24 protein-coding genes are annotated in these 23,865 nt (G+C 64.8%); 2 read left to right on the top strand and 22 right to left on the bottom strand.

Annotated elements, in window-relative coordinates:
- Positions 1-35 precede the first annotated feature (35 nt).
- From mtnK to JQ616_RS08020, 21 genes are all read right to left on the bottom strand, one after another.
- On the bottom strand, positions 36-1,340 hold the full coding sequence (gene mtnK / locus JQ616_RS08120; RefSeq protein ID WP_212013557.1) for an S-methyl-5-thioribose kinase: 1,305 nt from the start codon (positions 1,338-1,340) through the stop codon (positions 36-38).
- Positions 1,341-1,733: 393 nt separating this feature from the next.
- On the bottom strand, positions 1,734-2,009 hold the full coding sequence (locus JQ616_RS08115; RefSeq protein WP_212013555.1) for a DUF1467 family protein: 276 nt from the start codon (positions 2,007-2,009) through the stop codon (positions 1,734-1,736).
- A 6-nt stretch (positions 2,010-2,015) separates the two neighbouring features.
- A complete protein-coding gene (gene mce, locus JQ616_RS08110; RefSeq protein WP_016841811.1) occupies positions 2,016-2,420 on the bottom strand; it encodes a methylmalonyl-CoA epimerase in 405 nt (134 codons plus the stop codon).
- 41 nt (positions 2,421-2,461) lie between these two features.
- Positions 2,462-4,132, bottom strand: a complete 1,671-nt coding sequence (locus tag JQ616_RS08105; protein WP_212013553.1) for a ribonuclease J — start codon at positions 4,130-4,132, stop codon at positions 2,462-2,464.
- The gene (locus JQ616_RS08100) at positions 4,132-4,938 is read right to left on the bottom strand and encodes a biotin--[acetyl-CoA-carboxylase] ligase (RefSeq protein ID WP_212013551.1); all 807 of its coding nucleotides are present in this window, start codon (positions 4,936-4,938) and stop codon (positions 4,132-4,134) included. The genes JQ616_RS08105 and JQ616_RS08100 overlap by 1 nt, the downstream gene beginning before the upstream one ends.
- A 60-nt stretch (positions 4,939-4,998) precedes the next feature.
- Positions 4,999-6,435 carry an NADH-quinone oxidoreductase subunit NuoN gene (gene nuoN / locus JQ616_RS08095; RefSeq protein WP_212013549.1) on the bottom strand — a complete coding sequence of 479 codons (1,437 nt, stop codon included), beginning with the start codon at positions 6,433-6,435 and terminating at the stop codon, positions 4,999-5,001.
- 10 nt (positions 6,436-6,445) lie between these two features.
- On the bottom strand, positions 6,446-7,960 hold the full coding sequence (locus JQ616_RS08090) for an NADH-quinone oxidoreductase subunit M (protein ID WP_212013548.1): 1,515 nt from the start codon (positions 7,958-7,960) through the stop codon (positions 6,446-6,448).
- Complete coding sequence (nuoL, locus tag JQ616_RS08085) at positions 7,961-10,033, bottom strand: NADH-quinone oxidoreductase subunit L (protein ID WP_212013547.1); 2,073 nt, start codon at positions 10,031-10,033, stop codon at positions 7,961-7,963.
- Between the two features lie 7 nt (positions 10,034-10,040).
- Positions 10,041-10,349: an NADH-quinone oxidoreductase subunit NuoK gene (nuoK, locus tag JQ616_RS08080; protein ID WP_016841823.1), complete on the bottom strand. Its 309-nt coding sequence runs from the start codon at positions 10,347-10,349 to the stop codon at positions 10,041-10,043.
- Complete coding sequence (locus JQ616_RS08075) at positions 10,346-10,984, bottom strand: NADH-quinone oxidoreductase subunit J (RefSeq protein WP_212013546.1); 639 nt, start codon at positions 10,982-10,984, stop codon at positions 10,346-10,348. The genes nuoK and JQ616_RS08075 overlap by 4 nt, the downstream gene beginning before the upstream one ends.
- A gap of 9 nt (positions 10,985-10,993) precedes the next feature.
- Entirely contained in the window at positions 10,994-11,488 is a 495-nt protein-coding gene (nuoI, locus tag JQ616_RS08070; protein ID WP_018271854.1) for an NADH-quinone oxidoreductase subunit NuoI, read from the bottom strand.
- A gap of 7 nt (positions 11,489-11,495) precedes the next feature.
- Complete coding sequence (nuoH, locus tag JQ616_RS08065) at positions 11,496-12,566, bottom strand: NADH-quinone oxidoreductase subunit NuoH (RefSeq protein ID WP_212013545.1); 1,071 nt, start codon at positions 12,564-12,566, stop codon at positions 11,496-11,498.
- A gap of 10 nt (positions 12,567-12,576) precedes the next feature.
- On the bottom strand, positions 12,577-14,652 hold the full coding sequence (nuoG, locus tag JQ616_RS08060; RefSeq protein WP_212013544.1) for an NADH-quinone oxidoreductase subunit NuoG: 2,076 nt from the start codon (positions 14,650-14,652) through the stop codon (positions 12,577-12,579).
- A gap of 9 nt (positions 14,653-14,661) precedes the next feature.
- Complete coding sequence (gene nuoF, locus JQ616_RS08055) at positions 14,662-15,987, bottom strand: NADH-quinone oxidoreductase subunit NuoF (protein WP_163153446.1); 1,326 nt, start codon at positions 15,985-15,987, stop codon at positions 14,662-14,664.
- A gap of 19 nt (positions 15,988-16,006) precedes the next feature.
- Positions 16,007-16,219 carry a hypothetical protein gene (locus JQ616_RS08050; protein WP_212013542.1) on the bottom strand — a complete coding sequence of 71 codons (213 nt, stop codon included), beginning with the start codon at positions 16,217-16,219 and terminating at the stop codon, positions 16,007-16,009.
- Positions 16,219-16,830: an NADH-quinone oxidoreductase subunit NuoE gene (gene nuoE, locus JQ616_RS08045; RefSeq protein WP_016847752.1), complete on the bottom strand. Its 612-nt coding sequence runs from the start codon at positions 16,828-16,830 to the stop codon at positions 16,219-16,221. Before nuoE ends, JQ616_RS08050 begins: the two co-directional genes overlap by 1 nt.
- 41 nt (positions 16,831-16,871) lie before the next feature.
- Positions 16,872-18,068 carry an NADH-quinone oxidoreductase subunit D gene (locus JQ616_RS08040; RefSeq protein ID WP_212013540.1) on the bottom strand — a complete coding sequence of 399 codons (1,197 nt, stop codon included), beginning with the start codon at positions 18,066-18,068 and terminating at the stop codon, positions 16,872-16,874.
- Positions 18,065-18,682 carry an NADH-quinone oxidoreductase subunit C gene (locus tag JQ616_RS08035; RefSeq protein ID WP_212013539.1) on the bottom strand — a complete coding sequence of 206 codons (618 nt, stop codon included), beginning with the start codon at positions 18,680-18,682 and terminating at the stop codon, positions 18,065-18,067. The genes JQ616_RS08040 and JQ616_RS08035 overlap by 4 nt, the downstream gene beginning before the upstream one ends.
- 10 nt (positions 18,683-18,692) lie before the next feature.
- A complete protein-coding gene (locus tag JQ616_RS08030) occupies positions 18,693-19,283 on the bottom strand; it encodes a NuoB/complex I 20 kDa subunit family protein (protein WP_163153433.1) in 591 nt (196 codons plus the stop codon).
- Entirely contained in the window at positions 19,274-19,639 is a 366-nt protein-coding gene (locus JQ616_RS08025; protein WP_018271860.1) for an NADH-quinone oxidoreductase subunit A, read from the bottom strand. The genes JQ616_RS08030 and JQ616_RS08025 overlap by 10 nt, the downstream gene beginning before the upstream one ends.
- A 214-nt stretch (positions 19,640-19,853) precedes the next feature.
- Positions 19,854-20,369 (bottom strand): MarR family winged helix-turn-helix transcriptional regulator, encoded by a 516-nt coding sequence (locus tag JQ616_RS08020; protein WP_212013538.1) that lies wholly within the window; start codon positions 20,367-20,369, stop codon positions 19,854-19,856.
- 132 nt (positions 20,370-20,501) lie between these two features.
- Between JQ616_RS08020 and JQ616_RS08015 the strand changes: the two genes are divergently transcribed.
- Together JQ616_RS08015 and JQ616_RS08010 are read left to right on the top strand one after the other, a co-directional pair.
- A complete protein-coding gene (locus JQ616_RS08015; RefSeq protein WP_212013537.1) occupies positions 20,502-21,692 on the top strand; it encodes an aromatic ring-hydroxylating dioxygenase subunit alpha in 1,191 nt (396 codons plus the stop codon).
- 53 nt (positions 21,693-21,745) lie between these two features.
- Positions 21,746-23,038: a spinster family MFS transporter gene (locus JQ616_RS08010; protein WP_212013536.1), complete on the top strand. Its 1,293-nt coding sequence runs from the start codon at positions 21,746-21,748 to the stop codon at positions 23,036-23,038.
- Here JQ616_RS08010 and JQ616_RS08005 read toward each other — a convergent pair.
- Positions 23,035-23,853, bottom strand: a complete 819-nt coding sequence (locus tag JQ616_RS08005; RefSeq protein WP_249136574.1) for an alpha/beta fold hydrolase — start codon at positions 23,851-23,853, stop codon at positions 23,035-23,037. The two genes, JQ616_RS08010 and JQ616_RS08005, sit on opposite strands and share 4 nt — an antisense overlap.
- Between the last annotated feature and the right edge of the window lie 12 nt (positions 23,854-23,865).

The raw sequence follows: 23,865 nt of genomic DNA, 5'->3' as shown, positions 1-23,865 counted from the left end.
GCCGAGGGCCCGATTCCGGGCCCGGCTCATAGCCGCTACCTCGCAAAATCCGGTTGCCAGTGGCGCAGTTCGCGCGCGGCGTAGGTGACGGTGCCGATCGTCGTGAAGGATGCCGCCTCCAGCATCATGTTGCGCGCAAGCTTCAGCGCCCGCGCCTCGCAGATCGCGCGCTGCTTCTCGTCGGCGATCCATTCGAAATCGATGTTGTGCGCGAGGCCGAGGATGCGCCGGATAGTCTTGGCCGCGGCGAAGCCGACCGTGTCCTGGAACAGCCGCGCCATGTAGGCCTGCCGTTCCGCCTCCAGCCGCGCGGCGCCCGCCTCGCCTGCGAACAGCGACACCGGATAGCCGTCGCCCTTCGCGTCGCTACGCCACAGCGCGAGAAACTTTCGCGAGAATTCGGTCCAGACGCCCTCGATGGTTTCCAACAGCCACGCCTCGAACGAGGCGCGATCACCCGGCGTGCGCTCGTGGCCGGCGGACGCCAGATAGGCCATCAGGAGATTGCCGACCACGGCGCCGATATCGAATCCCATCGGGCCATAGAAGGCGAATTCGGGATCGATCACCCTGGTCTCGGTCTCCGTGACCATGATCGAGCCGGTGTGCAGATCACCGTGCAGCAGCGCCTCCGGGCTCGCCATGAATTTCAGCTTGAGCCTGGAGATCGCGACATGGAGGTCGAGGTCGTCGCGGAACGCCGCCGCCGTCGCGTCGAGATAGGGCATGGTCCAGTGGTTCTGCTCGGCGACGCGGTAGGGATCGGTGAAGATCAGGTCCTCGGTGATCTTGCAGAGCGCGTGGTTGCCGGCGAAATCGGCGATCCCCTGCTTCTTCTCCGCGGCCGACAATGCGAGATCGGACGAGAAGAACGACGTCTGCGCCAGGAAGGTCGAGATATCCTCGACAAAGCGCGGATAGCGCGTGGCGCCGATCAGGCCCTTGCGCATGATGATGTGCGGCTCGAGCAGCTCCATCGCGGTGAGCGCGAGCGGCTCGTCGTGATGCAGCACCGCGGGTACCAGCTTCGGCGCCAGCCGCGCCTGATGCACCAGCGCCAGATGTTCATAATGCGCCCGCGACAGCGGCAGCGGCCAGCTCTCGCCGACCAGCCGCACGTAAGGTAGTGCCTGCTTGACGGCGATGCCGCCGCCCGGTCCCTTGACGATGAAGACGAGGTTGAGGTTGCCGTCGCCGACCTCGCTGATCGACCAGTCGGCAGGCTGGCCGCCGAGGTGTGTCGCGATGGCGGGATGGCTCGCGAGATAGTCGCGCAGATCGGCTTCCCGCAGGATTCGATATGTGCTCTGCCCGGAGCCCGGCTGGGCCTGCAGGTTCATCGTGGTCGCCTCCTCCGCATCGCCAGGGTGAGGTTGATCCTCACTCCGTTCCATGAAGTCTAACGCATGATGAGCTCAGGTCGAGTCATAGCGACGCGGAAGGTGCTTCTCCTCCGACCAGAGGGCCTCCAAGCGGAAGATGTGCAGTTGGTAGCCCGGCAGGGCAATCGCAATTGGCAACGGCCACGTCCCTTAGTGTGGGGTCAGACGCGCCTGCTTGGTTTCGGAATAATAGAATAATGCCACTGATTTGCCCGACATGTCAAGTTGCCATGTCGAGTGCCGGCATACCGCCGGCTACTTTGCATGGGGTTGTTTTCGATGTTTTGACGGTGCGGCCCTGCGGAGGCCGGCTAGCCCCGCCGCACGCGGCGCGAGGTGAACCGGAGAGTCCTAGAACGGCATTCCCATCAGTCGCGACAGCCGCTCGACCGAGAGATAGCCGGCATAATAGGCCCACATCCCGATCGCGAAGATCACGGCCGACAGCAGCGTGGTCCACAGCAGCTTGCGGCCCATCCGCGCCATGATCGGCGCGCCGGGGTCGGTGCCGGGCGCGCCGACGCCGTCCTCGTGCTGGCTGCGCACGCCGAACGGCAGCGTCAGGAACAGCACGAGCCACCACAGCACGAAGTAGATCGCAAGGCTGGTGGAGATTTGGTACGCCATGTGGCCTCAGGCCTGCTCGATCTCGACCAAGGCGCCGGAAAAGTCCTTGGGATGGAAGAACAGCACCGGCTTGCCATGCGCGCCGATCTTGGGCTGGCCGTCGCCCAGCACGCGGGCGCCCTCGGCGATCATGCGGTCGCGCGCCGCGATGATGTCGGGCACGTCGTAGCAGACATGGTGGATGCCGCCGTCGGCGTTGCGCTCGACGAATTTCGCGATGGGCGAGGCCTCGCCGAGCGGCTCGATGAACTCGATCTTGGTGTTCGGCAGCGTCACGAACACGGTGATGACGCCGTGCTCCGGCAGCGGCACGGCATCGGAAATCTCGGCGTTGAAGGCGGTGCCGTAGATCTTCGCAGCCTGCTTGGCGTCCTTGACCGCAATGGCGACGTGATTGAGCCGTCCCAGCATCTCTCTCTCCCTTATCGAAGCGCGCGGTTCGAAGCCGCGCGTCAAACCGTCAGAACGTGCACGACGCAGATCGGCTTCTTGCCCCATTGCTCGTTCAGCGCGGCCCGCACGGCCCGCCGCACCGATTCACCCAGCGCATCCGGATCGCGCCGCCGCGGCTTCGGCAGGCCCTCGATCGTCGATACCACCACGTCGAACACGATGTCGTCGAGCAGTTCGCCCGCCGCATTGTTCTCCGGCATGCCGACCAGATCAACCTCGGGATCGTCGACCAGCTCGCCCTGCGCGGTCATCGCGATGGCGATGAAGGCGCAGCCGGCAAAGCCCATCCGCCGCCGCTCGACCACGGCGCGCGACTTGGAATCCTCCAGGATGGTTCCATCCTTGTAGAGCCGGCCCGCCGGCACTTCGCCGACAATGCCGGGGTCGCCAGGGCCGAGCTTGACCAGGTCGCCATTGCGGCAGGTCAACACCTTCGGAACGCCGGCGGCGCGCGCCAGCTTGGCGTGCTCGGAAAGATGCAGCGCCTCGCCATGCACGGGGATCAGCAGCTGCGGCCGCACCCAGGAGATCATATCGCGCAGCTCGTCGCGGCGCGGATGGCCGGAGACGTGCACCAGATGCTCCCGGTCGGTGATGATCTCGACGCCCTGCATGACCAGGTTGTTGATGATCGAGCCGACCGCCTTCTCGTTGCCGGGAATGGTGCGGGAGGAGAAGATCACGGTGTCGCCCTTGTTCAGGGTGACCTGCGGATGGTCGTCATTGGCGATCCGGGCCAGCGCGGCACGCGGCTCGCCCTGGCTGCCGGTACACAGCGCGAGCACCTTGTCGGCCGGGAAATGGCCGTAATAATCGGCGCTGCGGAACTTGTGCGAGGCATCGAGATAGCCGCATTCGCGCGCCACCTGCACCACGCGCTCCATGGCGCGGCCGACCACGACGACCTCGCGATCGGCGGCATTCGCAGCATCCGCCACCGCCCGCACCCGGGCGACATTGGAGGCGAAGGTCGTGACCGCGACCCGGCCCTTGGCGGCCTTGACCAGCTTCTTGATGGTGGCGGCCACCTCGGTCTCCGACGGTGAACGGCCGTCGCGCACCGCGTTGGTGGAATCGCCGACCAGCGCCAGCACGCCTTCGTCGCCGAGCTCACGCAGCCGCCGCTCGTCGGTCGGCTGGCCGATGATCGGGGTCGGATCGATCTTCCAGTCGCCGGTGTGCAGCACGGTGCCGACATCGGTCTTGATCGCCAGCGCGTGCGATTCCGGGATTGAATGCGCGACCGGGATGAACTCGACATTGAACGGGCCGATGTCGACCCGCCCGCCCGACGGGATCACGGTGACCGGGATCTTCGGCGGATTGCGCTCGGCGGCGCATTTGGCCTCGAACAGCGCCGCGGAGAACTGCGTCGCGTAGATCTTGCAGCCGAGCTTCGGCCAGAGATCGATGATGGCGCCGAAATGGTCCTCATGGGCATGCGTCAGCACGAGGCCCATCAGATTGTTGCGTTCCTTCTCCAGGAAACGCACGTCGGGCATGATCAGGTCGATGCCCGGCAGATGTTCCTCGTCGCCGAAGGAGACGCCGAGATCGACCGCGAGGAACGAGCGCTGGTGGCGGTTGCCGAGGCCGTAGATCGACAGGTTCATGCCGATCTCGCCGACGCCGCCGAGCGGTGCAAAGGTAAGCTCGTCGGGTCGCGCCATCAGATCGCCCTCTTCGAGGCTGCGTTGCCGAAATAGACCTCGCCGGCTGTCACGGGCATGCGCTGGCCGTCAGCGGTGCGGACGATCAGGCAGCCGGTCTCGTCGATCGTATCGAAAGTGCCCTCGAGCGTCGCGCTGCCGGTCTGCACCGCGACCCTCTCGCCGAGCCCGGCGGCGCGCTCGAGCCACAGCCTGCGGATCTCGGGGAAGCCGCGGCCATCGTCCCAGATGCCGCGAAACTCGACCCAGGCGTCCGACAACGCTGCGAACAGCTCCTCGGCGCCGATCTGGATGCCGAGCGCGGCGAGCGATACCGCCGGCGTCGGCGTCCCCTCGGGCGCGGCGATGACGTTGGTGCCGATGCCGACGACGACCGCAAGCCGATCGCCGACCGCCTCGGCCTCCAGCAGGATGCCGGACAGCTTCTTGCCGTTGGCGAGCACGTCATTCGGCCACTTCAGGGTGAATTTCGGGCTGTCCGGTCCGAGCCGCAGCGCCGCCTCGATGCTGACGTTCTGGAGTGCTGCTTCGAGCGACAGCCCTGCGGCGAAGCCGAGCGTGGCGGCCACCGCCGGCTGGACGTCCGTGATCTCAAGGATGCTGCTGGCAAGGTTGCCCCGCGGCGCGACCCAGGCCCGCTGGCGGCGGCCGCGGCCGGCGGTCTGCTCCGGCGTGACGAACCACATCGGCCCCTGCTCCCCGTCGCGGGCGCGCAGCATCGCCTCGGCATTGGTTGAGCCGATCTGATCGAAGGCGGCGAGCCGATAGCCCGCCGCAATGGCCCGGGGTCCGAGCGTGAAGGTCATATCGGAGTTATGCGCATGATCCGTTCCGAAAGCCAGCATCCCGTTTCGGAACCATACGCATCAGAATAGCGACTTCGCCGCCGCCGTGGCCACGCTCACCAGCGGGCCCGGATAGGCGAAGAAGAAGATGTTGAAGATGCCGGCGACCGCGAGCACGGTGCGCAGCTCGACGCGGACCGGGTCGAGCTTGCCGAGCGGCTGGTCGAAATACATCACCTTGACGATCGACAGGTAGTAGAACGCGCCCACCACGCTGGTCAGCACGCCGATTACCGCGAGCGTGAACAAATTGGCCTTGATCGCGGCGACGAACACGTACCATTTGCCGAAGAAGCCCGCGAGCGGCGGCACGCCGGCCAGCGAGAACAGCAGCATCGCGAAGATGAAGGCGATCAGCGGGTTGGTGCGTGAAAGCCCGGCGAAATCGCTGATCTGCTCCAGCGCCACGCCGTTGCGCTTCATCGCGAGGATGATGGAGAAGGAGCCGAGCGTCATCGCGACATAGATTGCGATGTAGATCAGCACGCCCTGCGCGCCCTCGACGGTGCCGGCGGCCAGGCCGACCAGGGCAAAGCCCATATGGCCGATCGAGGAATAGGCCATCAGCCGCTTGATGTTGCTCTGGCCGATCGCGGCGAACGAGCCCAGCGCCATCGAGGCGATCGCCACGAACACCAGGATCTGCTGCCACTGGGTGACGATGCCCGGGAATGCGGTCAGCGTCGCGCGGGTGAACACCGCGAGCGCAGCGACTTTCGGAGCGGAGGCAAAGAAGGCGGTCACCGGGGTCGGCGCGCCCTCATAGACGTCGGGCGTCCACATGTGGAACGGCACCGCCGAGACCTTGAAGCAGAGGCCAGCGAGCAGGAACACTAGGCCGAACACGATACCGATGCTGCCTGATGTCGCGGCCGCCGCGATGCCGGCGAAGCTGACCGTGCCGGTGAAGCCGTAGATCAGTGAGGCGCCGTAGAGCAGCATGCCGGACGACAACGCGCCGAGCACGAAATACTTCAGGCCGGCCTCGCTCGACTTGGCATTGTCGCGGGCGCTGGCGGCGACGACGTAAAGCGCAAGGCTCATCAGCTCGAGGCCGAGATAGAGCGCGATCAGGTCGCCGGCCGAGATCAGCACCATCATGCCGAGCGTCGACAGCAGCACCAGGATCGAGAACTCGAAGTTGCGGGTCGACGGCTGCGACAGGTACTCGGTCGACAGGATCAGCGTCGCAGCCGACGCGATCAAGGCCAGGACCTTCAGGAAGCGGGCGAAGTCGTCGACGATGAAGCTGCCGCCGAAGGTCACGAGCTTGCCGGCCGGCAGCCAGAGCTCCAGCACGCCGGTCAGGACCAGCAGACACACCGCGAGCGTCGTGACGAGGCGTGTGGTGCCCTGCCCGCGATAGGCTCCGATCATCAACAGCACCATGGCGCCGACCGCGAGCACCAGCTCCGGCAGCACCGGCTGCAACTGATAACCTGCACTGGAAAAGCTCATGACGAGGGCCTTACTGGACGGTCAGCGCGGCTGCCTTCACGGCAGTCACGGCGGTTTGGTAATTGTTGACGAGCTGCTGGACCGAGGCGGCCGACATGTCGAGCACCGGCTTCGGATAGACGCCGAACAGGATGGTCAGCGCGATCAGCGGGAACAGCGTCACGCATTCGCGGAAGGTGAGATCCTTGATCGACATCAGCGACGGCTTGACCAGCGCGCCGAACACGACCTTGCGATAGAGCCAGAGCGCGTAGCACGCCGACAGGATCACGCCGGTGGTGGCGAAGAACGCCGTCGGCAGCGAGATCTTGAAGGTGCCGAGCAGCGTCATGAACTCGCCGACGAAGCCAGAGGTGCCGGGCAGACCGACATTGGCCATGGTGAAGACCATGAAGGTCAGCGCGTAGAGCGGCATCCGGTTGACGAGGCCGCCATAGGCCGCGATCTCGCGGGTGTGCATGCGGTCGTAGACGACGCCGACGCAGAGGAACAGCGCGCCGGAAACGATGCCGTGCGAGACCATCTGGAACATGCCGCCGGCGACGCCCTGCGTCGTCACCGCGAAGATGCCCATGGTGACGAAGCCCATATGCGCGACGGAGGAGTACGCGATCAGCTTCTTCATGTCCTCCTGCATCATCGCCACCAGCGAGGTGTAGATGATGGCGATGACGGACAGCGTGAACACGAACGGCGCGAAGTCGTGCGAGGCCAGCGGGAACATCGGCAGCGAGAAGCGCAGGAAGCCGTAGCCACCCATCTTCAGCAAAATCGCAGCCAGGATCACCGAGCCCGCCGTCGGCGCCTCGACGTGCGCGTCAGGCAACCAGGTGTGCACCGGCCACATCGGCATCTTCACCGCGAACGAGGCGAAGAACGCCAGCCACGCCCAGGTCTGCAGCGAGCGCGGCACCGCGGTGTGCATCAGGGTCGGGATGTCGGTCGTGCCGGCGTTCCAGTACAGCGCCATGATGGCGAGCAGCATCAGCACCGAGCCGAGGAACGTGTAGAGGAAGAACTTGAACGATGCGTAGACCCGGCGCGGGCCACCCCAGACGCCGATGATCAGGAACATCGGGATCAGGCCACCCTCGAAGAACAGATAGAACAGCACGAGATCGAGCGCCGAGAAGGTACCGACCATCAGCGTTTCCAGGATCAGGAACGCCATCATGTATTCGCCGACGCGGCTCGTCACCGACTTCCAGCTCGCGATAATGCAGAGCGGCATGATCGCGGTGGTCAGGATGATCAGCGGCAACGAGATGCCGTCGACGCCCATGTGATAGGTGATGCCGGTGGCAAGCCAGGACGCCTTCTCGACGAACTGGAAGTCAGTCGAGGACGGATCGAAGCGCGACACCAGGATCAGCGACACCGCGAAGGTGATCAGCGTGGTCCACAGCGCGATCCAGCGCGCCGTGCGGTTGGCGCTCTCGTCGCCGCCCCGCGCCAGCAGGTAGACCAGGATCGCGCCGAGCGTCGGCAGGAAGGTCGTGACGGAAAGGATGGGCCAGGTTGTCATTTACTGGCCTCCCAAGCCGAACATGAACCAGGTGATCAATCCGGCAGCCCCGATCAGCATCGCGAACGCGTAGTGATAGAGGTAGCCGGTCTGCAATTTCACGACATTGCGGGTGACGTCGAGCACGCGGGCCGAGACGCCGTCGGGACCGAAGCCGTCGATGACGAAGCCGTCGCCCTTCTTCCACAGCGTATAGCCGAGCCACTTGGCCGGACGCACGAAGATCCAGTCGTACAGCTCGTCGAAGTACCATTTGTTGAGCAGGAACTGGTACAGCATCGGTTGCTGGTTCGCGAGCTCCACCGGCAGATACGGCCTGCGGATGTAGAACAAATACGAGATGAACAGGCCGAGCGCCATCATCACGGTGGGCAGCGGCGCGAGCCAGCTCGGCATATGCTCCATGTCCTCGAGGATGTGCGGGTTCATCTTGATGGACTCGCGGAAGAACTCCTCGACGCCGTGCGGGCTGGCGAACACTTCCTTGAACGGCAGACCCGCGAGGATCGAACCGGCGGCAAGCACGCCGATCGGCACCAGCATCCAGACCGGGCTCTCATGCGCGGCCTCGTAGTGCTTCTGGTCGTGCGGCTCGCCGAAGAACGTCTTGAAGATCAGACGCCAGGAATAGAACGAGGTCAGGCCGGCGGCCACGATCGTCAGCAGATAGGCATAGGTCGCGAACGGGTTGTGCGCCGCGTAGGCGGCCTCGATGATCGCGTCCTTGGAGAAGTAGCCGGCGAACAGCGGGAAGCCGGTCAGCGCCAGGGTGCCAATGCACATTACCGCGAAAGTGTACGGGATCTTGCGCCACAGGCCGCCCATATTGCGGATGTCCTGCTCGTGGTGCATCGCGTAGATCACCGAGCCAGAGCCCAAGAACAGCAGCGCCTTGAAGAAGGCGTGCGTGAACAGGTGGAACATGCCGACCGAATAGGCCCCTGCTCCCATCGCCACGAACATGTAGCCGAGCTGCGAACAGGTCGAATATGCGACGATGCGCTTGATGTCGTTCTGCACCAGGCCGATCGTGGCGGCGAAGAACGCCGTGGTCGCGCCGAAGAACATCACTACAGCCTGAGCGGTCGGCGACAGCTCGAACAGCGGCGACAACCGTGCCACCATGAAGACGCCGGCGGTGACCATGGTCGCGGCGTGGATCAGCGCCGACACCGGGGTCGGGCCTTCCATCGCGTCCGGCAACCAGGTGTGCAGCAGGAACTGGGCCGACTTGCCCATCGCGCCCATGAACAGGAACAGGCAGGTCAAGGTCAACGCGTCGACGTGATGGCCGAAGAAGTTGACGGTCTTGCCGGTCAGCCCGGGCGCGGCGTGGAAGATGGTCTCGAAATCGGTCGAGCCGACCAGCGCGAAGATCGCGAAAATGCCGAGCGCGAAGCCGAAGTCGCCGACGCGGTTGACCACGAAGGCCTTGATCGCGGCCGCGTTCGCCGACGGCTTCTGGTACCAGAACCCGATCAGCAGGTAGCTCGCGAGACCGACGCCCTCCCAGCCGAAGAACAGCTGCACGAGGTTGTCCGAGGTCACCAGCATCAACATCGCGAAGGTGAATAGCGAAAGATAGCCGAAGAAGCGCGGCCGGTTCGGATCCTCGTCCATGTAGCCGATGGAGTAGAGGTGAACGAGCGCCGACACCGTGTTGACCACGACCAGCATCACGGCGGTCAGGGTGTCGACCCGCAGCGTCCAGGCCACCTGAAGGTCGCCCGAGGTGATCCAGGGCAGCAGCACGACGCGTGCGTCATGGTGCATGAAGCCGACATCGACGAGAGTGAACCAGGACAGCGCCGCCGAGACGAACAGCAGGCCAGTCGTAATCAGCTCGGCCAGCCGCGAACCGGCCGCCGGCGGCTCAGAGACGTGGTGGTCGTCGTGACCATGGTCATCATGAGCATGATCGTCATGGGCGGCGGACGCATGGGCGTCGCCATGCGCATCGTCGTGGTGATCGACGGTATCGCCGCTCGGGCAGCGCGCATGCGCACCCGTCAGCGCGATAATCCCCGCAAGGATGGCGCCGAGCAGCGGCAGGAAAACAATTGCCTGAACCATGACTGCTCTAGCCCTTCATCAGATTGACGTCTTCAACCGCGATCGAACCGCGGTTGCGGAAATACACCACCAGCACAGCGAGGCCGATTGCGGCCTCGGCCGCCGCCACCGTCAGCACCAGCAGTGCGAACACCTGGCCGACGATGTCGCCGAGGAAGGTCGAGAACGCCACCAGGTTGATGTTCACCGAGAGCAGGATCAGCTCGATCGACATCAGGATGACGATGATGTTCTTGCGGTTGAGGAAGATGCCGAGGATCCCCAGCGTGAACAGGATCGCGGCGACCGCCAGATAGTGCCCTAGCCCGATCGTCATTTCACCCACTCCGCCGCATCGGCATCCTGCAGGCCCTGCCCCGACGCCACCTTGCGCATCGCCATCGCCATGTCTGGCGTGCGCGCGTTCTGCACGTTGATGTTCTGCCGCTTGACGTTGGCCTTGTGGCGCAGCGTCAGCACGATGGCACCGATCATCGCGACCAAGAGCACCATGCCGGCGAGCTGGAAGTAATGGATGTACTTCGTATAGAGCACGAGGCCGAGCGCCTCGGTGTTGCTGACATTGGTCGGGATCGCTGCGGTAATCGTCTTGGTTACGGCCGGGTTGATCACCCAGGCACCGACCACGAGCAAGAGCTCGAACAGGAAGATGCCGCCGATCACGATGCCGATAGGCAGATACTGAATGAAGCCCTCGCGCAGCTCGACGAAGTCGACGTCGAGCATCATGATCACGAACAGGAACAGCACCGCGACGGCGCCGACATAGACGACGATCAGCATCATCCCGAGGAACTCGGCGCCCATCAGGATGAACAGGCCCGAGGCGTTCACGAACGCCAGGATCAAATACAACACCGAGTGCACGGGATTGCGCGAGACGATCACCATGACCGCGCAAGCCACGCAGATCGTGGCAAACAGATAGAAGAACAGCGCCGGAAGGATCATGCCCTCACCTCACCGGTACGGCGCGTCGAGCGCGATCGACTTCGCAATCTCGCGCTCCCAGCGGTCGCCATTGGCGAGCAGCTTCGCCTTGTCATAGTACAGTTCCTCGCGGGTCTCGGTCGCGAATTCGAAATTCGGTCCCTCGACGATGGCGTCCACCGGGCATGCCTCCTGGCACAGGCCGCAATAGATGCACTTCACCATGTCGATGTCGTAGCGCACGGTGCGGCGGGTGCCGTCGTTGCGGCGCGGGCCGGCCTCGATCGTGATCGCCTGCGCCGGGCAGATCGCCTCGCACAGCTTGCAGGCGATGCAGCGCTCTTCGCCGTTCGGATAGCGGCGCAGCGCGTGCTCGCCACGGAAGCGCGGCGAGATCGGCCCCTTCTCGAAGGGATAGTTCAGCGTCGGCTTCGGCTGGAAGAAATAGCGCATCGCCAGGAAGAACGCCGAGACGAATTCCGAGAGCAGAAGCGAGCGGGCTGTTGCGTTGACATTGACACTCATGACGGCCTCACTTCGGCGCGATGCCGGCGAACTGCAGCACGCCGGCCACGATCACCACCATCGCCAGCGACAGCGGCAGGAACACCTTCCAGCCGAGCCGCATCAGTTGATCGTAGCGGTAGCGCGGCACGATCGCCTTCGCCATCGCGAACATGAAGAACATGAAGAACACCTTCAGGGCGAACCAGACGATGCCCGGAATCCAGGTGAACGGCGGCAGGTTGACCGGCGGCAGCCAGCCGCCCAGGAACAGGATCGACGCCAGCGCGCACATCGTGGTGATCGCGACATACTCGCCGAGCATGAACAGCAGATACGGGGTCGAGCCGTATTCGGTCATGAAGCCGGCGACCAGCTCGGATTCGGCTTCGACCAGGTCGAACGGCGGACGGTTGGTTTCCGCCAGCGCCGAGACGTAGAACACCACGAACATCGGGAACAGCGGCCACACATACCAGTTCAGGATGGTGAGCTGCGGCAGACCGATCAGGTGCGCGAGCCCGCGGGTGTTCTGGGCCTCGACCACCGCCGACAGGTTCAGCGAGCCGACGCAGAGCAGCACGGTGATGATGACGAAGCCGATCGAGACTTCATAGGACACCATCTGCGCCGCCGAGCGCAGCGCGGCCAGGAACGGATACTTCGAGTTCGACGACCATCCGGCCATGATGACGCCGTAGATCGACAGCGACGAGATCGCGAAGATGTAGAGGATGCCGACATTGATGTCGGAGATCACCCACCCGAGATTGAACGGGATCACAGCCCAGGCGGCCAGCGCCAGCACGCACGAGACCAAGGGCGCCAGCAGGAACACGCCCTTGTTGGAGCTGGACGGGATCACCGGCTCCTTCAGCACGAACTTCAGCAGGTCGGCGAAGGATTGCAGCAATCCGAACGGTCCGACGACGTTGGGGCCGCGGCGGATCTGCACCGCCGCCCAGATCTTGCGGTCGGCGAGCAGGATGTAGGCGATCGCGATCAGGAGCACGACGAGCAGCAACAAGCTCTCCGCGACCATGATGATCAGCGGCCAGAGGAAGCCGGTCCAGAACGAGCTTGCGAAGAAATCAGCCATCAGGTCACGCTCACTCCGCTGCCGTCAGCATTTTGCCCGACGCCAGCCGCGAGCATTCCGCCATCACGGCAGACGCCCGCGCGATCGGGTTGGTCAGATAGAAGTCCTCGACGGTCGGCTTGAAGGCCGCCTTGTCGACGCTGCCGCCCTTACCGGCCAGCGCCTTGACGTCATCAGCCTTGCCGGCCTCGATCTGGTCGAGCCGCATCAAATGCGGATAGGTCTTGAACATCGCCTGGCGCAGCGCTTGCAGCGAGTCGAACGGCAGCTTCTTGCCGAGCACGTCGGACAGCGCGCGGATGATCGCCCAGTCCTCGCGGGCTTCGCCCGGCGGGAACGCGGCGCGGTTGGCGATCTGCGCCCGGCCCTCGGTGTTGACGTAGATGCCGGACTTCTCGGTATAGGCGGCGCCCGGCAGGATCACGTCGGCACGGTGCGCGCCCTGATCGCCATGGGTGCCGATATAAACCACGAAGGTGCCGTCCGGCGCCTTGATCTCGTCGGCGCCGAGCAGGAACAGCACGTCGAGCGTGCCGAAGGTCGTCATCTGCGCCGTGGTCAGGCCGCCGGCCGAAGGCGAGAAGCCGATGTCGAGCGCACCCGCGCGCGAGGCGGTATCCTGCAACACCGCAAAGCCGTTCCAGCCGTCCTTGAGCGCGCCAACGTCGGCGGCGAGCTTGGCCGCTTGTGCCAGCACCGCGGCGCCGTCATGCCTGGTGTAGGCACCGGGGCCGACCAGGATGATCGGGTGCTGCGCGTTCTTCAGCACATCGGCAAAGGAGTGCTTGCCGGCCACGAGGTCGGCGAGCGTATCGGTGCCGGCGCCGAGATAGTCATGGTCATAGGTGAAATCAGACTTGGCGCCGATCATGCCCACCTTGAGCCCGCCGGCGCGCCAGCGCTTGCGGATCCGGGCGTTCAGCACGGCGGCTTCCTTGCGCGGGTGCGAGCCGATGATCAGGATCGCATCGGCCTGGTCGATGCCGGCAATGGTCGGGTTGAAGATATAGGAGCCGCGGCCCGCCTTGGCGTCGAAGGCATCGCCGCCCTGCACCGCCAGATTGACCGAGCCGAACGCAGCCAGCAGCTGCTTCAGCGCGTACATTTCGTCGACCGCGGCGAGATCGCCGGCGATCGCGCCGATCCGCTTGCCGTCGCTGCGGCCGGCCTTGGCGGCGATGGCGGCGAAGGCTTCCTGCCAGGTCGCAGGCCTCAGCTGGCCGTTCTCGCGCACATAGGGCCGGTCGAGGCGCTGCGTGCGCAGGCCGTCGACGACGTGACGAGTCTTGTCGGAGATCCACTCCTCGTTAACGGCCTCATTGATGCGCGGCAGGATGCGCATCACCTCGCGGCCGCGGGTGTCGACGCGGATCGCCGAGCCGACGCCGTCCATGACGTCGACCGACTGCGTCTTGCCGAGCTCCCACGGGCGTGCGGCGAAAGCGTAGGGCTTCGAGGTCAGCGCGCCGACCGGGCAGATGTCGACGAGATTGCCTTGCAGCTCCGAGCTCAGCGCATGCTCGAGATAGGTGGTGATCTCCATGTCCTCGCCGCGGCCGGTCGCACCCATTTCCGGGGCGCCGCAGACTTCGGCGGAGAAGCGGACGCAGCGCGTGCACTGGATGCAGCGGTTCATCGAGGTCTTGACCAGCGCGCCGAGATACTTGTCCTCGACCGCCCGCTTGTTCTCGGCGAAACGGCTGGTGTCGACGCCGTAGCCCATCGCCTGGTCCTGCAGGTCGCACTCGCCGCCCTGGTCGCAGATCGGGCAGTCCAGCGGATGGTTGATCAGCAGGAATTCCATCACGCCTTCGCGCGCCTTCTTGACCATCGGCGAACGGGTCGAGATCTCCGGCGGCTCGCCCTTCGGGCCCGGACGGCAGTCGCGCACGGCCCAGGCGCAGCTGGCGACCGGCTTCGGGCCACCCTTCACCTCGACCAGGCACATCCGGCAGTTGCCGGCGATCGACAGCCGCTCGTGATAGCAGAAGCGCGGAATCTCGGCGCCGGCCGCCTCGCACGCCTGCAACAGCGTGTACTCAGCCGGCACATCGATCTCTTTGCCATCGACGATGATCTTGCTCATGTGTCTTCTCTACTCCGCCGCGACCATGTGGACGGGATCACGAACGCCCTGATCGTCGAGATCGGCCTTGTGCGAATACTGATCGATGCGCTCTTCAATCTCGTGACGGAAATGCGCAATCAGACCCTGGATCGGCCACGCCGCGGCGTCGCCGAGCGCGCAGATCGTGTGACCCTCGACCTGCTTGGTGACCTCCAGCAGCATGTCGATCTCGCGCTTGTGGGCGCGGCCGTCGGCCATGCGGGTCAACACGCGCCACATCCAGCCCGTACCCTCGCGGCACGGCGTGCACTGGCCGCAGCTCTCATGCTTGTAGAAATAGGAGATGCGCGCGATCGCACGGATCAAATCGGTCGACTTGTCCATGACGATCACGGCCGCGGTGCCGAGGCCCGAGCGCAGCTTGCTCAGCGAGTCGAAATCCATTGGCGTATCGATGATCTGATCGGCCGGCACCATGCGCACCGACGAGCCACCGGGGATCACGGCCTTCAGATTGTCCCAGCCGCCGCGAATGCCGCCGCAATGCTTCTCGATCAGCTCGCGGAACGGAATCCCCATCGCCTCTTCAACGTTGCAGGGCCGCTCGACATGACCGGAGATGCAGAACAGCTTGGTGCCGACATTGTTCGGACGGCCGATGCCGGCGAACCAGGCGGCGCCGCGGCGCAGGATGTCGGGCGCGACCGCGATCGACTCGACGTTGTTGACGGTGGTCGGGCAGCCATAGAGGCCGACATTGGCCGGGAACGGCGGCTTCAGCCGCGGCTGGCCCTTCTTGCCCTCGAGGCTCTCGAGCAGCGCGGTTTCCTCACCGCAGATGTACGCGCCGGCGCCGTGCGCGACATAGATGTCGAACGGCCAGCCGTTGATGTTGTCCTTGCCGACCAGCTTGGCCTCATAGGCCTGGTCGATCGCGGCCTGCAGGCGCTCGCGCTCGCGGATGAACTCGCCGCGGATATAGACGTAGCAGGCATGCGCGCCCATCGCGAAGCTGGCGAGCAGACAGCCCTCGACCAGGAGATGCGGATCGTGCCGCATGATCTCGCGGTCCTTGCAGGTCCCGGGCTCGGACTCGTCGGCGTTGACGACGAGATAGCTCGGACGACCGTCCTTGGATTCCTTGGGCATGAAGGACCACTTCATGCCGGTCGGGAAGCCCGCGCCGCCACGGCCGCGCAGACCCGACGCCTTCATCTCGTTGATGATCCAGTCGCGGCCCTTGTCGATGATCCCCTTGGTGCCATCCCAGGCGCCTCTGCGGCGCGCGCCCTCGAGGCCCCAGTCATGGAGGCCGTAGAGGTTCTTGAAGATGCGGTCCTTGTCGTCGAGCATGCTCAAAACTTTCCGAACATCACCGATTGGCTTGGGAGTAAGCGAGCCCGGCAGCGCAGCCGCCGAACACGATGGCCCACAACAGGCTGGATTCCAGCGTGGCGCTCAGGCCGTAACGTTGCAGCAGGAACATGAAGCCGGCCGCGACGGCGGTATGCAGCGCGATCGTGCGCCAAGCCTTCATCGCAGCCGCCCTCCTCGTTCCGCTCGCCAGCACCTGAGAGCCCCGCATCAGGTGGTCTCCTTCAGCGTCGTCGGCCCACCTGCGGGCGCCGAGAACTGACGGTCGATCTGCGGGCCCGGCTTCGGCGGATTGCCGGCGGCAAAGCCGTCGAGCACCTTGCCGAAGCTTTCCTTGGTCAGGTCCTCATAGGTATCCTTCCAGATCAGCACCATCGGCGCGTTCACGCAGGCGCCGAGGCATTCGACCTCTTCCCAGGAGAAGTTGCCGTCCTTCGACAGCTGGAAGGGATCGTGATGGATGCGATGCTGGCAGACCTCGATCAGGTCGGCGGCTCCGCGCAGACGGCACGGCGTGGTGCCGCACACCTGCACATGCGCCTTCTTGCCGACCGGCGAGAGCTGGAACATGGTGTAGAAGGTCGCGATCTCGAGCATGCGGATATGCGGCATCTCGAGCAGGTCGGCGACGGCGCGGATCGCGGCTTCCGACACCCAGCCGTCATGCTGCTCCTGCACGCGCCAGAGGATCGCGATCGCGGCCGAAGCCTGGCGGCCGGGCGGATATTTCTCGATCTGCTTCTTGGCCCAGGCCAGATTTTCGTCCGTGAACGTGAAGCTCGCGGGCTGCAATTCCTTCGGGGCAAGGCGGCGGACGGACATCGATCAGACTCTCATTGCGCGCGGTTCGGATGCGAACATCGTCACCGGTCGACCTCGCCGAACACGATGTCCAGCGAGCCAAGGATGGCGGAAACGTCGGCCAAGAGATGGCCCTTGCAGATGTGATCCATCGCCTGCAGATGGGCGAAGCCCGGCGCGCGGATCTTGCACTTATAGGGTTTGTTGCTGCCGTCGGCGACGAGATAGACGCCGAACTCGCCCTTCGGCGCCTCGACCGCGGCGTAGACCTCGCCGGCCGGCACGTGGACGCCTTCGGTGTAGAGCTTGAAGTGATGGATCAGCGCTTCCATCGAGCGCTTCATGTCGCCACGGCGCGGCGGCGCGATCTTGTTGTCCTCGACGACGACCGGGCCCTGCCCGTCGGCTGCCTTCAGCTTCTGCACGCACTGCTTCATGATGCGCACTGACTGGCGCATCTCTTCCATGCGGATCAGATAGCGGTCGTAGCAGTCGCCGTTCTTGCCGATCGGAATGTCGAAATCCATTTCGGCGTAGCACTCATAGGGCTGCGACTTGCGCAGATCCCAGGCCGCGCCCGAGCCACGCACCATCACGCCGGAGAAGCCCCACTCCCAGGCCTCCTTCAGCGGCACCACGCCGATATCGACGTTGCGCTGCTTGAAGATGCGGTTGCCGGTGAGCAGCCGGTCGAGGTCGTCGACCACCTTGAGGAACGGATCGCACCACGCGTCGATGTCGTCGATCAGCTTCGGCGGCAGGTCCTGGTGCACGCCGCCGACGCGGAAGAATGCCGCGTGCATGCGCGAGCCCGAGGCGCGCTCGTAGAACACCATCAGCTTTTCGCGCTCTTCAAAACCCCACAGCGGCGGGGTCAGCGCGCCGACGTCCATCGCCTGCGTGGTGACGTTGAGCAGATGCGACAGGATGCGGCCGATCTCGCAATACAGCACCCGGATCAGCTGGCCGCGGCGCGGCACGGTGATCCCGAGCAGCTTCTCCGCCGCGAGGCAGAACGCATGCTCCTGGTTCATCGGCGCGACATAGTCGAGCCGATCGAAATAGGGAATCGCCTGCAGATAGGTCTTGTGCTCGATCAGCTTCTCGGTGCCGCGATGAAGCAGGCCGATGTGCGGATCGACGCGCTCGACGACTTCGCCGTCGAGCTCCAGCACGAGGCGCAGCACGCCGTGCGCCGCCGGATGCTGCGGACCGAAATTGATGGTGAAGTTGCGAAGATTTTGCGGTTGCTCGTTCATGGCTTCGGCTCCGCCTTGGCCTTCTCGTCACCGGGCAGCGGATAGTCCGCGCCTTCCCAGGGCGAAAGGAAGTCGAACTTGCGGAATTCCTGGTTGAGCCGGACCGGCTCGTACAGCACCCGCTTCTCCTGATCGTCGTAGCGAACCTCGACGAAACCGGTGAGCGGGAAATCCTTGCGCAGCGGATGGCCGTCGAAGCCGTAATCCGTCAGCAGGCGCCGCATGTCGGGATGGCCGGTGAAGATCACGCCATAGAGATCGTAGGTCTCGCGCTCGAACCAGTCGGCACCCGGGAAGACGCCAATGATCGATGGCACCTGCGTGGTCTCGTCGGCCTGGCCGCGCAGCCGGATGCGGGTGTTCAACGTCGGCGACAGCAGGTGGTAGACGACGTCGAAACGCTTCTCGCGGGAGGGATAATCGACCGCGGTCGCATCGGTGAAGTTGACGAAGCGGCAGCCGGCGTCGTCACGCAGAAAAGTGACGACGTCCACGATTCTGCCAATCTCGACATCGATAGTGAGTTGATTGAACGCGACCGAGTGCGCCGTGGCGGCGCCCGGAAGCGCGCTCACGATCGTCTGCCCAAGGGCGTCGAGCTTGCCGTCGTCCATGCCTGAAACCTTAGCGTTCGATAGTGCCGATACGGCGAATCTTCTTCTGCAGCAGCAGCACGCCGTAAAGCAGCGCCTCCGCCGTGGGCGGGCAGCCCGGCACGTAGATGTCGATCGGCACGATGCGGTCGCAGCCACGCACCACCGAGTAGGAGTAGTGGTAGTAGCCGCCGCCATTGGCGCAGGAGCCCATCGAGATGACGTAGCGCGGCTCCGGCATCTGGTCGTAGACCTTGCGCAGCGCCGGCGCCATCTTGTTGGTCAGCGTGCCCGCGACGATCATCACGTCGGACTGCCGCGGCGAAGCACGCGGCGCAAAGCCGAAGCGCTCGACGTCGTAGCGCGGCATCGAGACCTGCATCATCTCGACCGCGCAGCAGGCGAGACCGAAGGTCATCCACATCAAGGAGCCGGTGCGCGCCCAGGTGATGAGATCATCGGCGGCCGCGACGAAGAAGCCCTTGTCGGACAGCTCGTGATTGACCTCGAGGAAAAACGGATCATTGGCGCCGACCGGCTTGCCGGTCGACGGATCGAGAATACCCCGCGGCGCCTGCGCGATCGCCGGCTGCGAGGTTGCGGCGGTGGGGCTCAATCCCATTCGAGCGCGCCTTTCTTCCATTCATAAGCGAAACCGACCGTCAGCACGGCCAGGAAGACCATCATCGACCAGAAGCCGGTCGCGCCGAGTTTTCCGAACGCCACCGCCCAGGGGAACAGGAACGCCACTTCGAGGTCGAAGATGATGAAGAGGATCGCCACCAGATAGAAGCGGACGTCGAACTTCATGCGGGCGTCGTCAAAAGCGTTGAATCCGCATTCATAGGCGGACAGCTTTTCCGGATCGGGTGATTGGAACGCGACCAGGAACGGAGCGATCAGGAGCGCCAGACCGATCAGGCTGGCAACTCCGATAAAGACCACAAGTGGGAGGTAATTCTGCAGGATGCCGGTCATCGGCGAGGCCTTCTTGCTGCGGTTTCGGACGTCCCGCAGATTCGTTGATTGGAATTGTTCTTGAGGCTTTAGCGCAGCGCAACAGGGGGCGCAAGACAAGCTATTTTGACGCTTTTACCGTCCCTTCCCGCGGCTCTTGGCCTCATCGGGCGGATGCGCGTGCCTCAATAGCCAACGCTGTGGCGGCCATGCTGTGCCCTGCGCTGTCGCCATATCAGCCCAGCTCCCGCTCGACAGCGAGCATCTCGGCGGCCGTGGCGGTCAGCCGGTCGATGTGCCCAAGCAGCAACTCAAGTTCCTGTGGATCAAGCCGTTCCAGCAGGTGCCGGTTTCGCTCCTGCGCGCCGGCCACAATGGCGTCATGGGCGGCAAGGCCTGCCTTGGTCAGGGAGATCAGGGTCTCCCGGTTGTCGCGCGGGTTGGCCGCCTTGGACACCAGCTTGCGCGAAACGAGTTCGGCGAGCGCCCGGCTGATCTGTCCCTTGTCCATGCCGACGGCCTCGGCCAGCCGCACCACGCTCATCGGCGGCCGCCGCCCGAGCGAGACCACCAGGCCGAACTCGACCGAGGACAGGCCGGTCAGGCGCTTGTAGCGCAGCATCGCGCCGCGCCTCAGCAGGTTCGCCAGCACCATCAGCCGCGACGACATCATCGCAGTGACCGGCGCGAGCTCCGCGTCGGTGATCACCTCCGGCGGCAAGGCCCCCTCAGTCCTGAGCTTCTCGATCATCGCCAACCTCTGCCAACAAAGCCCGCCGCTGCCAAGCTAGACGAGATCGTTGACAATGTCATCGATATATCGTTGACTTCATCAACGACACAGCGACCGCAGGCAACAGTCCAGCGGCGGGAGGAGACGGACATGACGATCACCCAGCGGGACCGCGACCTTGGCACGGCCTATGCGATGAAGCCGTCCAGCACCCGGACCGAGCTCACCTCGGTGGTCCGCGGCACGCCGATGGGCGAGCTGCTGCGGCGCTATTGGCATCCGATCGGCCTCGCCGGTGACGCCACCGATATCCCCAGAAAAGTCCGCGCGCTCGGCGAAGACCTGATCCTGTTCCGCGACAAGCATGGCCGGGTCGGCCTGCTGCATGCGCGCTGCTGCCATCGCGGCACTACACTCTATTACGGCAAGGTCGAGGAAGACGGCATCCGCTGCTGCTACCACGGCTGGAAGTTCGACACCGAGGGCCACTGCCTCGAACAGCCCTGCGAGCCCGACGGCGGCCTGTTCAAGGACAAGGTGCGCCAGCCCTGGTATCCGGTGCAGGAGCGCTACGGCCTGATCTTCTCGTACATGGGCCCGGCCGAGAGGAAGCCGGTACTGCCGCGCTACGAATGCCTGGAGAATATGGACGACGGCGAGTTCGTCGAGGCCGACGATTCCTCGATCGGCGGCGGCGGCCCGGCCGTGATCCCCTGCAACTGGCTGCAGCATTTCGAGAACGTCGCCGACCCCTATCACGTGCCGGTGCTGCACGGCTCGTTCTCGGGACCGCAATTCACCAACATGATGGCCTCGATGCCCGAGGTGAAGTTCGAGATGTCGCCGCGCGGCGTCGCGGTGCGCTCGATCCGCAGGCAGGACGACGGCAAGGTGTTCTATCGCGTCACCGAGGCCGCCCTCCCCACGCTCCGCGTCGTGCCCAATCCGCGGGTCGCGCAATTCGCCCGCGTCGAATCGATCGGCTGGACCTTGCCGATCGACGACACCTCGTTCCGGATCTACGTCGCCGGCCGGGTCAAGAATTCAGGCGACATCGGCCGCATGCGCTCGAAGTTCAACGGCAAGTTCTGGTGGGACATGACCGAGCGGGAGCATCAGCAATTCCCCGGCGACTACGAGGCCCAGGTCGGCCAGGGGCCGGTGACTGTTCATTCCGAAGAGCATTTCGGCCAGAGCGACCGTGGCATCCTGATGATCCGCCGGATGCTTTCCGATCAGCTCGAGGCCATCGCCGCCGGTCGCGACCCGATCGGGGTGTCGTTCCACGCCGATTCTGGGCCGGTCGAGTTCGAAGCGGGGAACTACATCCGCGAGGCCTGAGGCCCGCGCGCAAGCAAACAAGAAAAACAAAAAGACAAACGGGGGAGGAAGTCATGGTCGATGTCGCACCGCGGGCGGCTGCACCAACGCAAGCCGCGGCCGCGCCCTCGGCGCGCCGCTACTACGTCCTTGCGCTGCTCACCATCATCTACGCCCTCAACTTCCTCGACCGCACGATCTTCAATGTGCTGATCGAGCCAATCAAGAAAGAGTTCGCGCTCAGCGACACCACGATGGGCCTGCTGGCCGGGTTCGGCTTCGTGCTGTTCTATTCGCTGCTCGGCATTCCCATCGCGCGGATGGCCGATCGCCTCAACCGCCGCAATATCGTCGCCCTCGCCTTCGCCTTCTGGAGCGCGATGACCTATCTCTGCGGCATGGCCTCCAGCGTCACGACGCTGGCGCTGGCCCGGGTCGGCGTCGGCATCGGAGAGTCCGCAGGCACGCCGGCCTCGCAGTCGATGATCGCCGATCTGTTCGACAAGAACGAGCGTCCGCGCGCGCTCGGCATCTACGCGATCGGCACCTATCTCGGCGTCTTCCTCGGCTATTTCATCGGCGGCTACATCAACCAGCACTATGGCTGGCGGATGGCCTTCTTCACCGCGGGCCTGCCCGGCATCGCGCTCGCCGCGGTGCTGTGGCTGACGATCTCCGAGCCAAGGCGCGGTGCGATGGCGGAGACCTTCAAGGCCGAGCCGATCGGGCCGACCTTGGGTTTCCTCGCTTCGCAGCCAAGCTTCGTCATCGTGCTGATCGGCTTCTGTCTCACGACCTACACCAACTACGCCACCGCGGTATGGATCCCGCCGTTCCTGGCGCGCATCCATCATCTCAGCAGCTCCGAGATCGGCAGCTATGCCGGCACCTTCAAGGGTCTCGCCGGCATGGCGGGCACCTTGATCGGCGGTCTCGTGGTGGCGCAGATCGGCCAGCGCGACGACCGCTGGAAGCTGTGGGCGCCGGCAATCATGTCCGGCCTCGCCGGCCCGGTGTTTGCGCTGTGCATGCTGACGCAAAGCTTCACGCTGATGGTCGCCACCCTGGCGCTGACCTCGTTCATGGTCGGCTTCCATCTCGGCCCGATCTTCGCGATCGCGCAGACCGTCGCAAAGCCCAGCATGCGCGCGCTGGCCTCGGCGCTCGTGCTGCTCACCGCGACCTGCTTCGGCCAGGGCGTCGGTCCGCTTGCCGTCGGTATGATCAACGATGCCCTGAAGGGCAGCTACGGCGTCGACGCGGTGCGCTACTCGCTGCTGTCGGCAGCGGTAACGACGACGCTCGGCGCGCTGCTGTTCGTCTGGGCGGCGCGCTCGATCCGTGCGGATATCGCGCGCGCCAGCTAGCTATCGATGAAGGCCAGCAGGTCGGCCATCAAGCGCGCGCTGTGCGTCAGCGGCAATGCGTGTGGCGCGCCTTCATAAACGACGAGCTTGCTTCCCTTGATCAGCTTTGCGGTCTTCGCAGCCGTCAGCTCCAACGGCGCGCTGGCATCCTTGTCACCATGTACGATCAGCGTCGGACGATCGATGCTCTTCGCCGCGGCACGCAGATCGGCAAAGGAAATGGTCTTGCGACAGGCCAGCGCCACCGGCAGCGGCACGCTCAGCATCATCTCCCTGATCCAGGCCCGCGTGGCCTCTGATGTATCAGGCATGAAGAACGGCGCCTCGTTCTCGCCCATCCATTTTGGGAAGTCCTGCGCGATCGCGGCATTCTGCGCCTCGACCATCGCTCGCGGCACCGCGTCCGGATTGTCCTCGGTCTGGACGAGATACGGCGTGGTCGGCGCCACCAGCACCAGCCGCGCGATACGGTCGGCGCCGTGACGCGCCAGATAGTTCACCGCTTCGATCGATCCCATCGAATGCGCGACGATGGTGAGCTCGCGCAAATCGTGCTGCTCGATCACGGCAGCGACGTCATCGGTCAGCGTGTCGAGATCGTATCCCGTCATCGGCAGATCGGAGCGGCCATGGCCGCGCCGATCCGGCGCGACGCAGCGATAACCTTTCGCATTCAGCGCAACGATCTGGCTGCCCCATACACCTGAATTGAACGTCCAGGCCGCCAGGAACAACACCGGCCGGCCCGAACCCCAATCCTGCACGAACAGTTTCGTGCCGTCCCCAGCGGTCGCATAAAGCGGTTGGCTCACCATCACGTATCTCCC

Origin of the sequence: Bradyrhizobium tropiciagri (assembly GCF_018130545.1) — a bacterium.
Classification (GTDB): Bacteria; Pseudomonadota; Alphaproteobacteria; order Rhizobiales; family Xanthobacteraceae; genus Bradyrhizobium; species Bradyrhizobium tropiciagri_A.
Note: the sequence above shows the minus strand (reverse complement) of the source record. Positions and strands in the feature narration are given on the sequence as shown.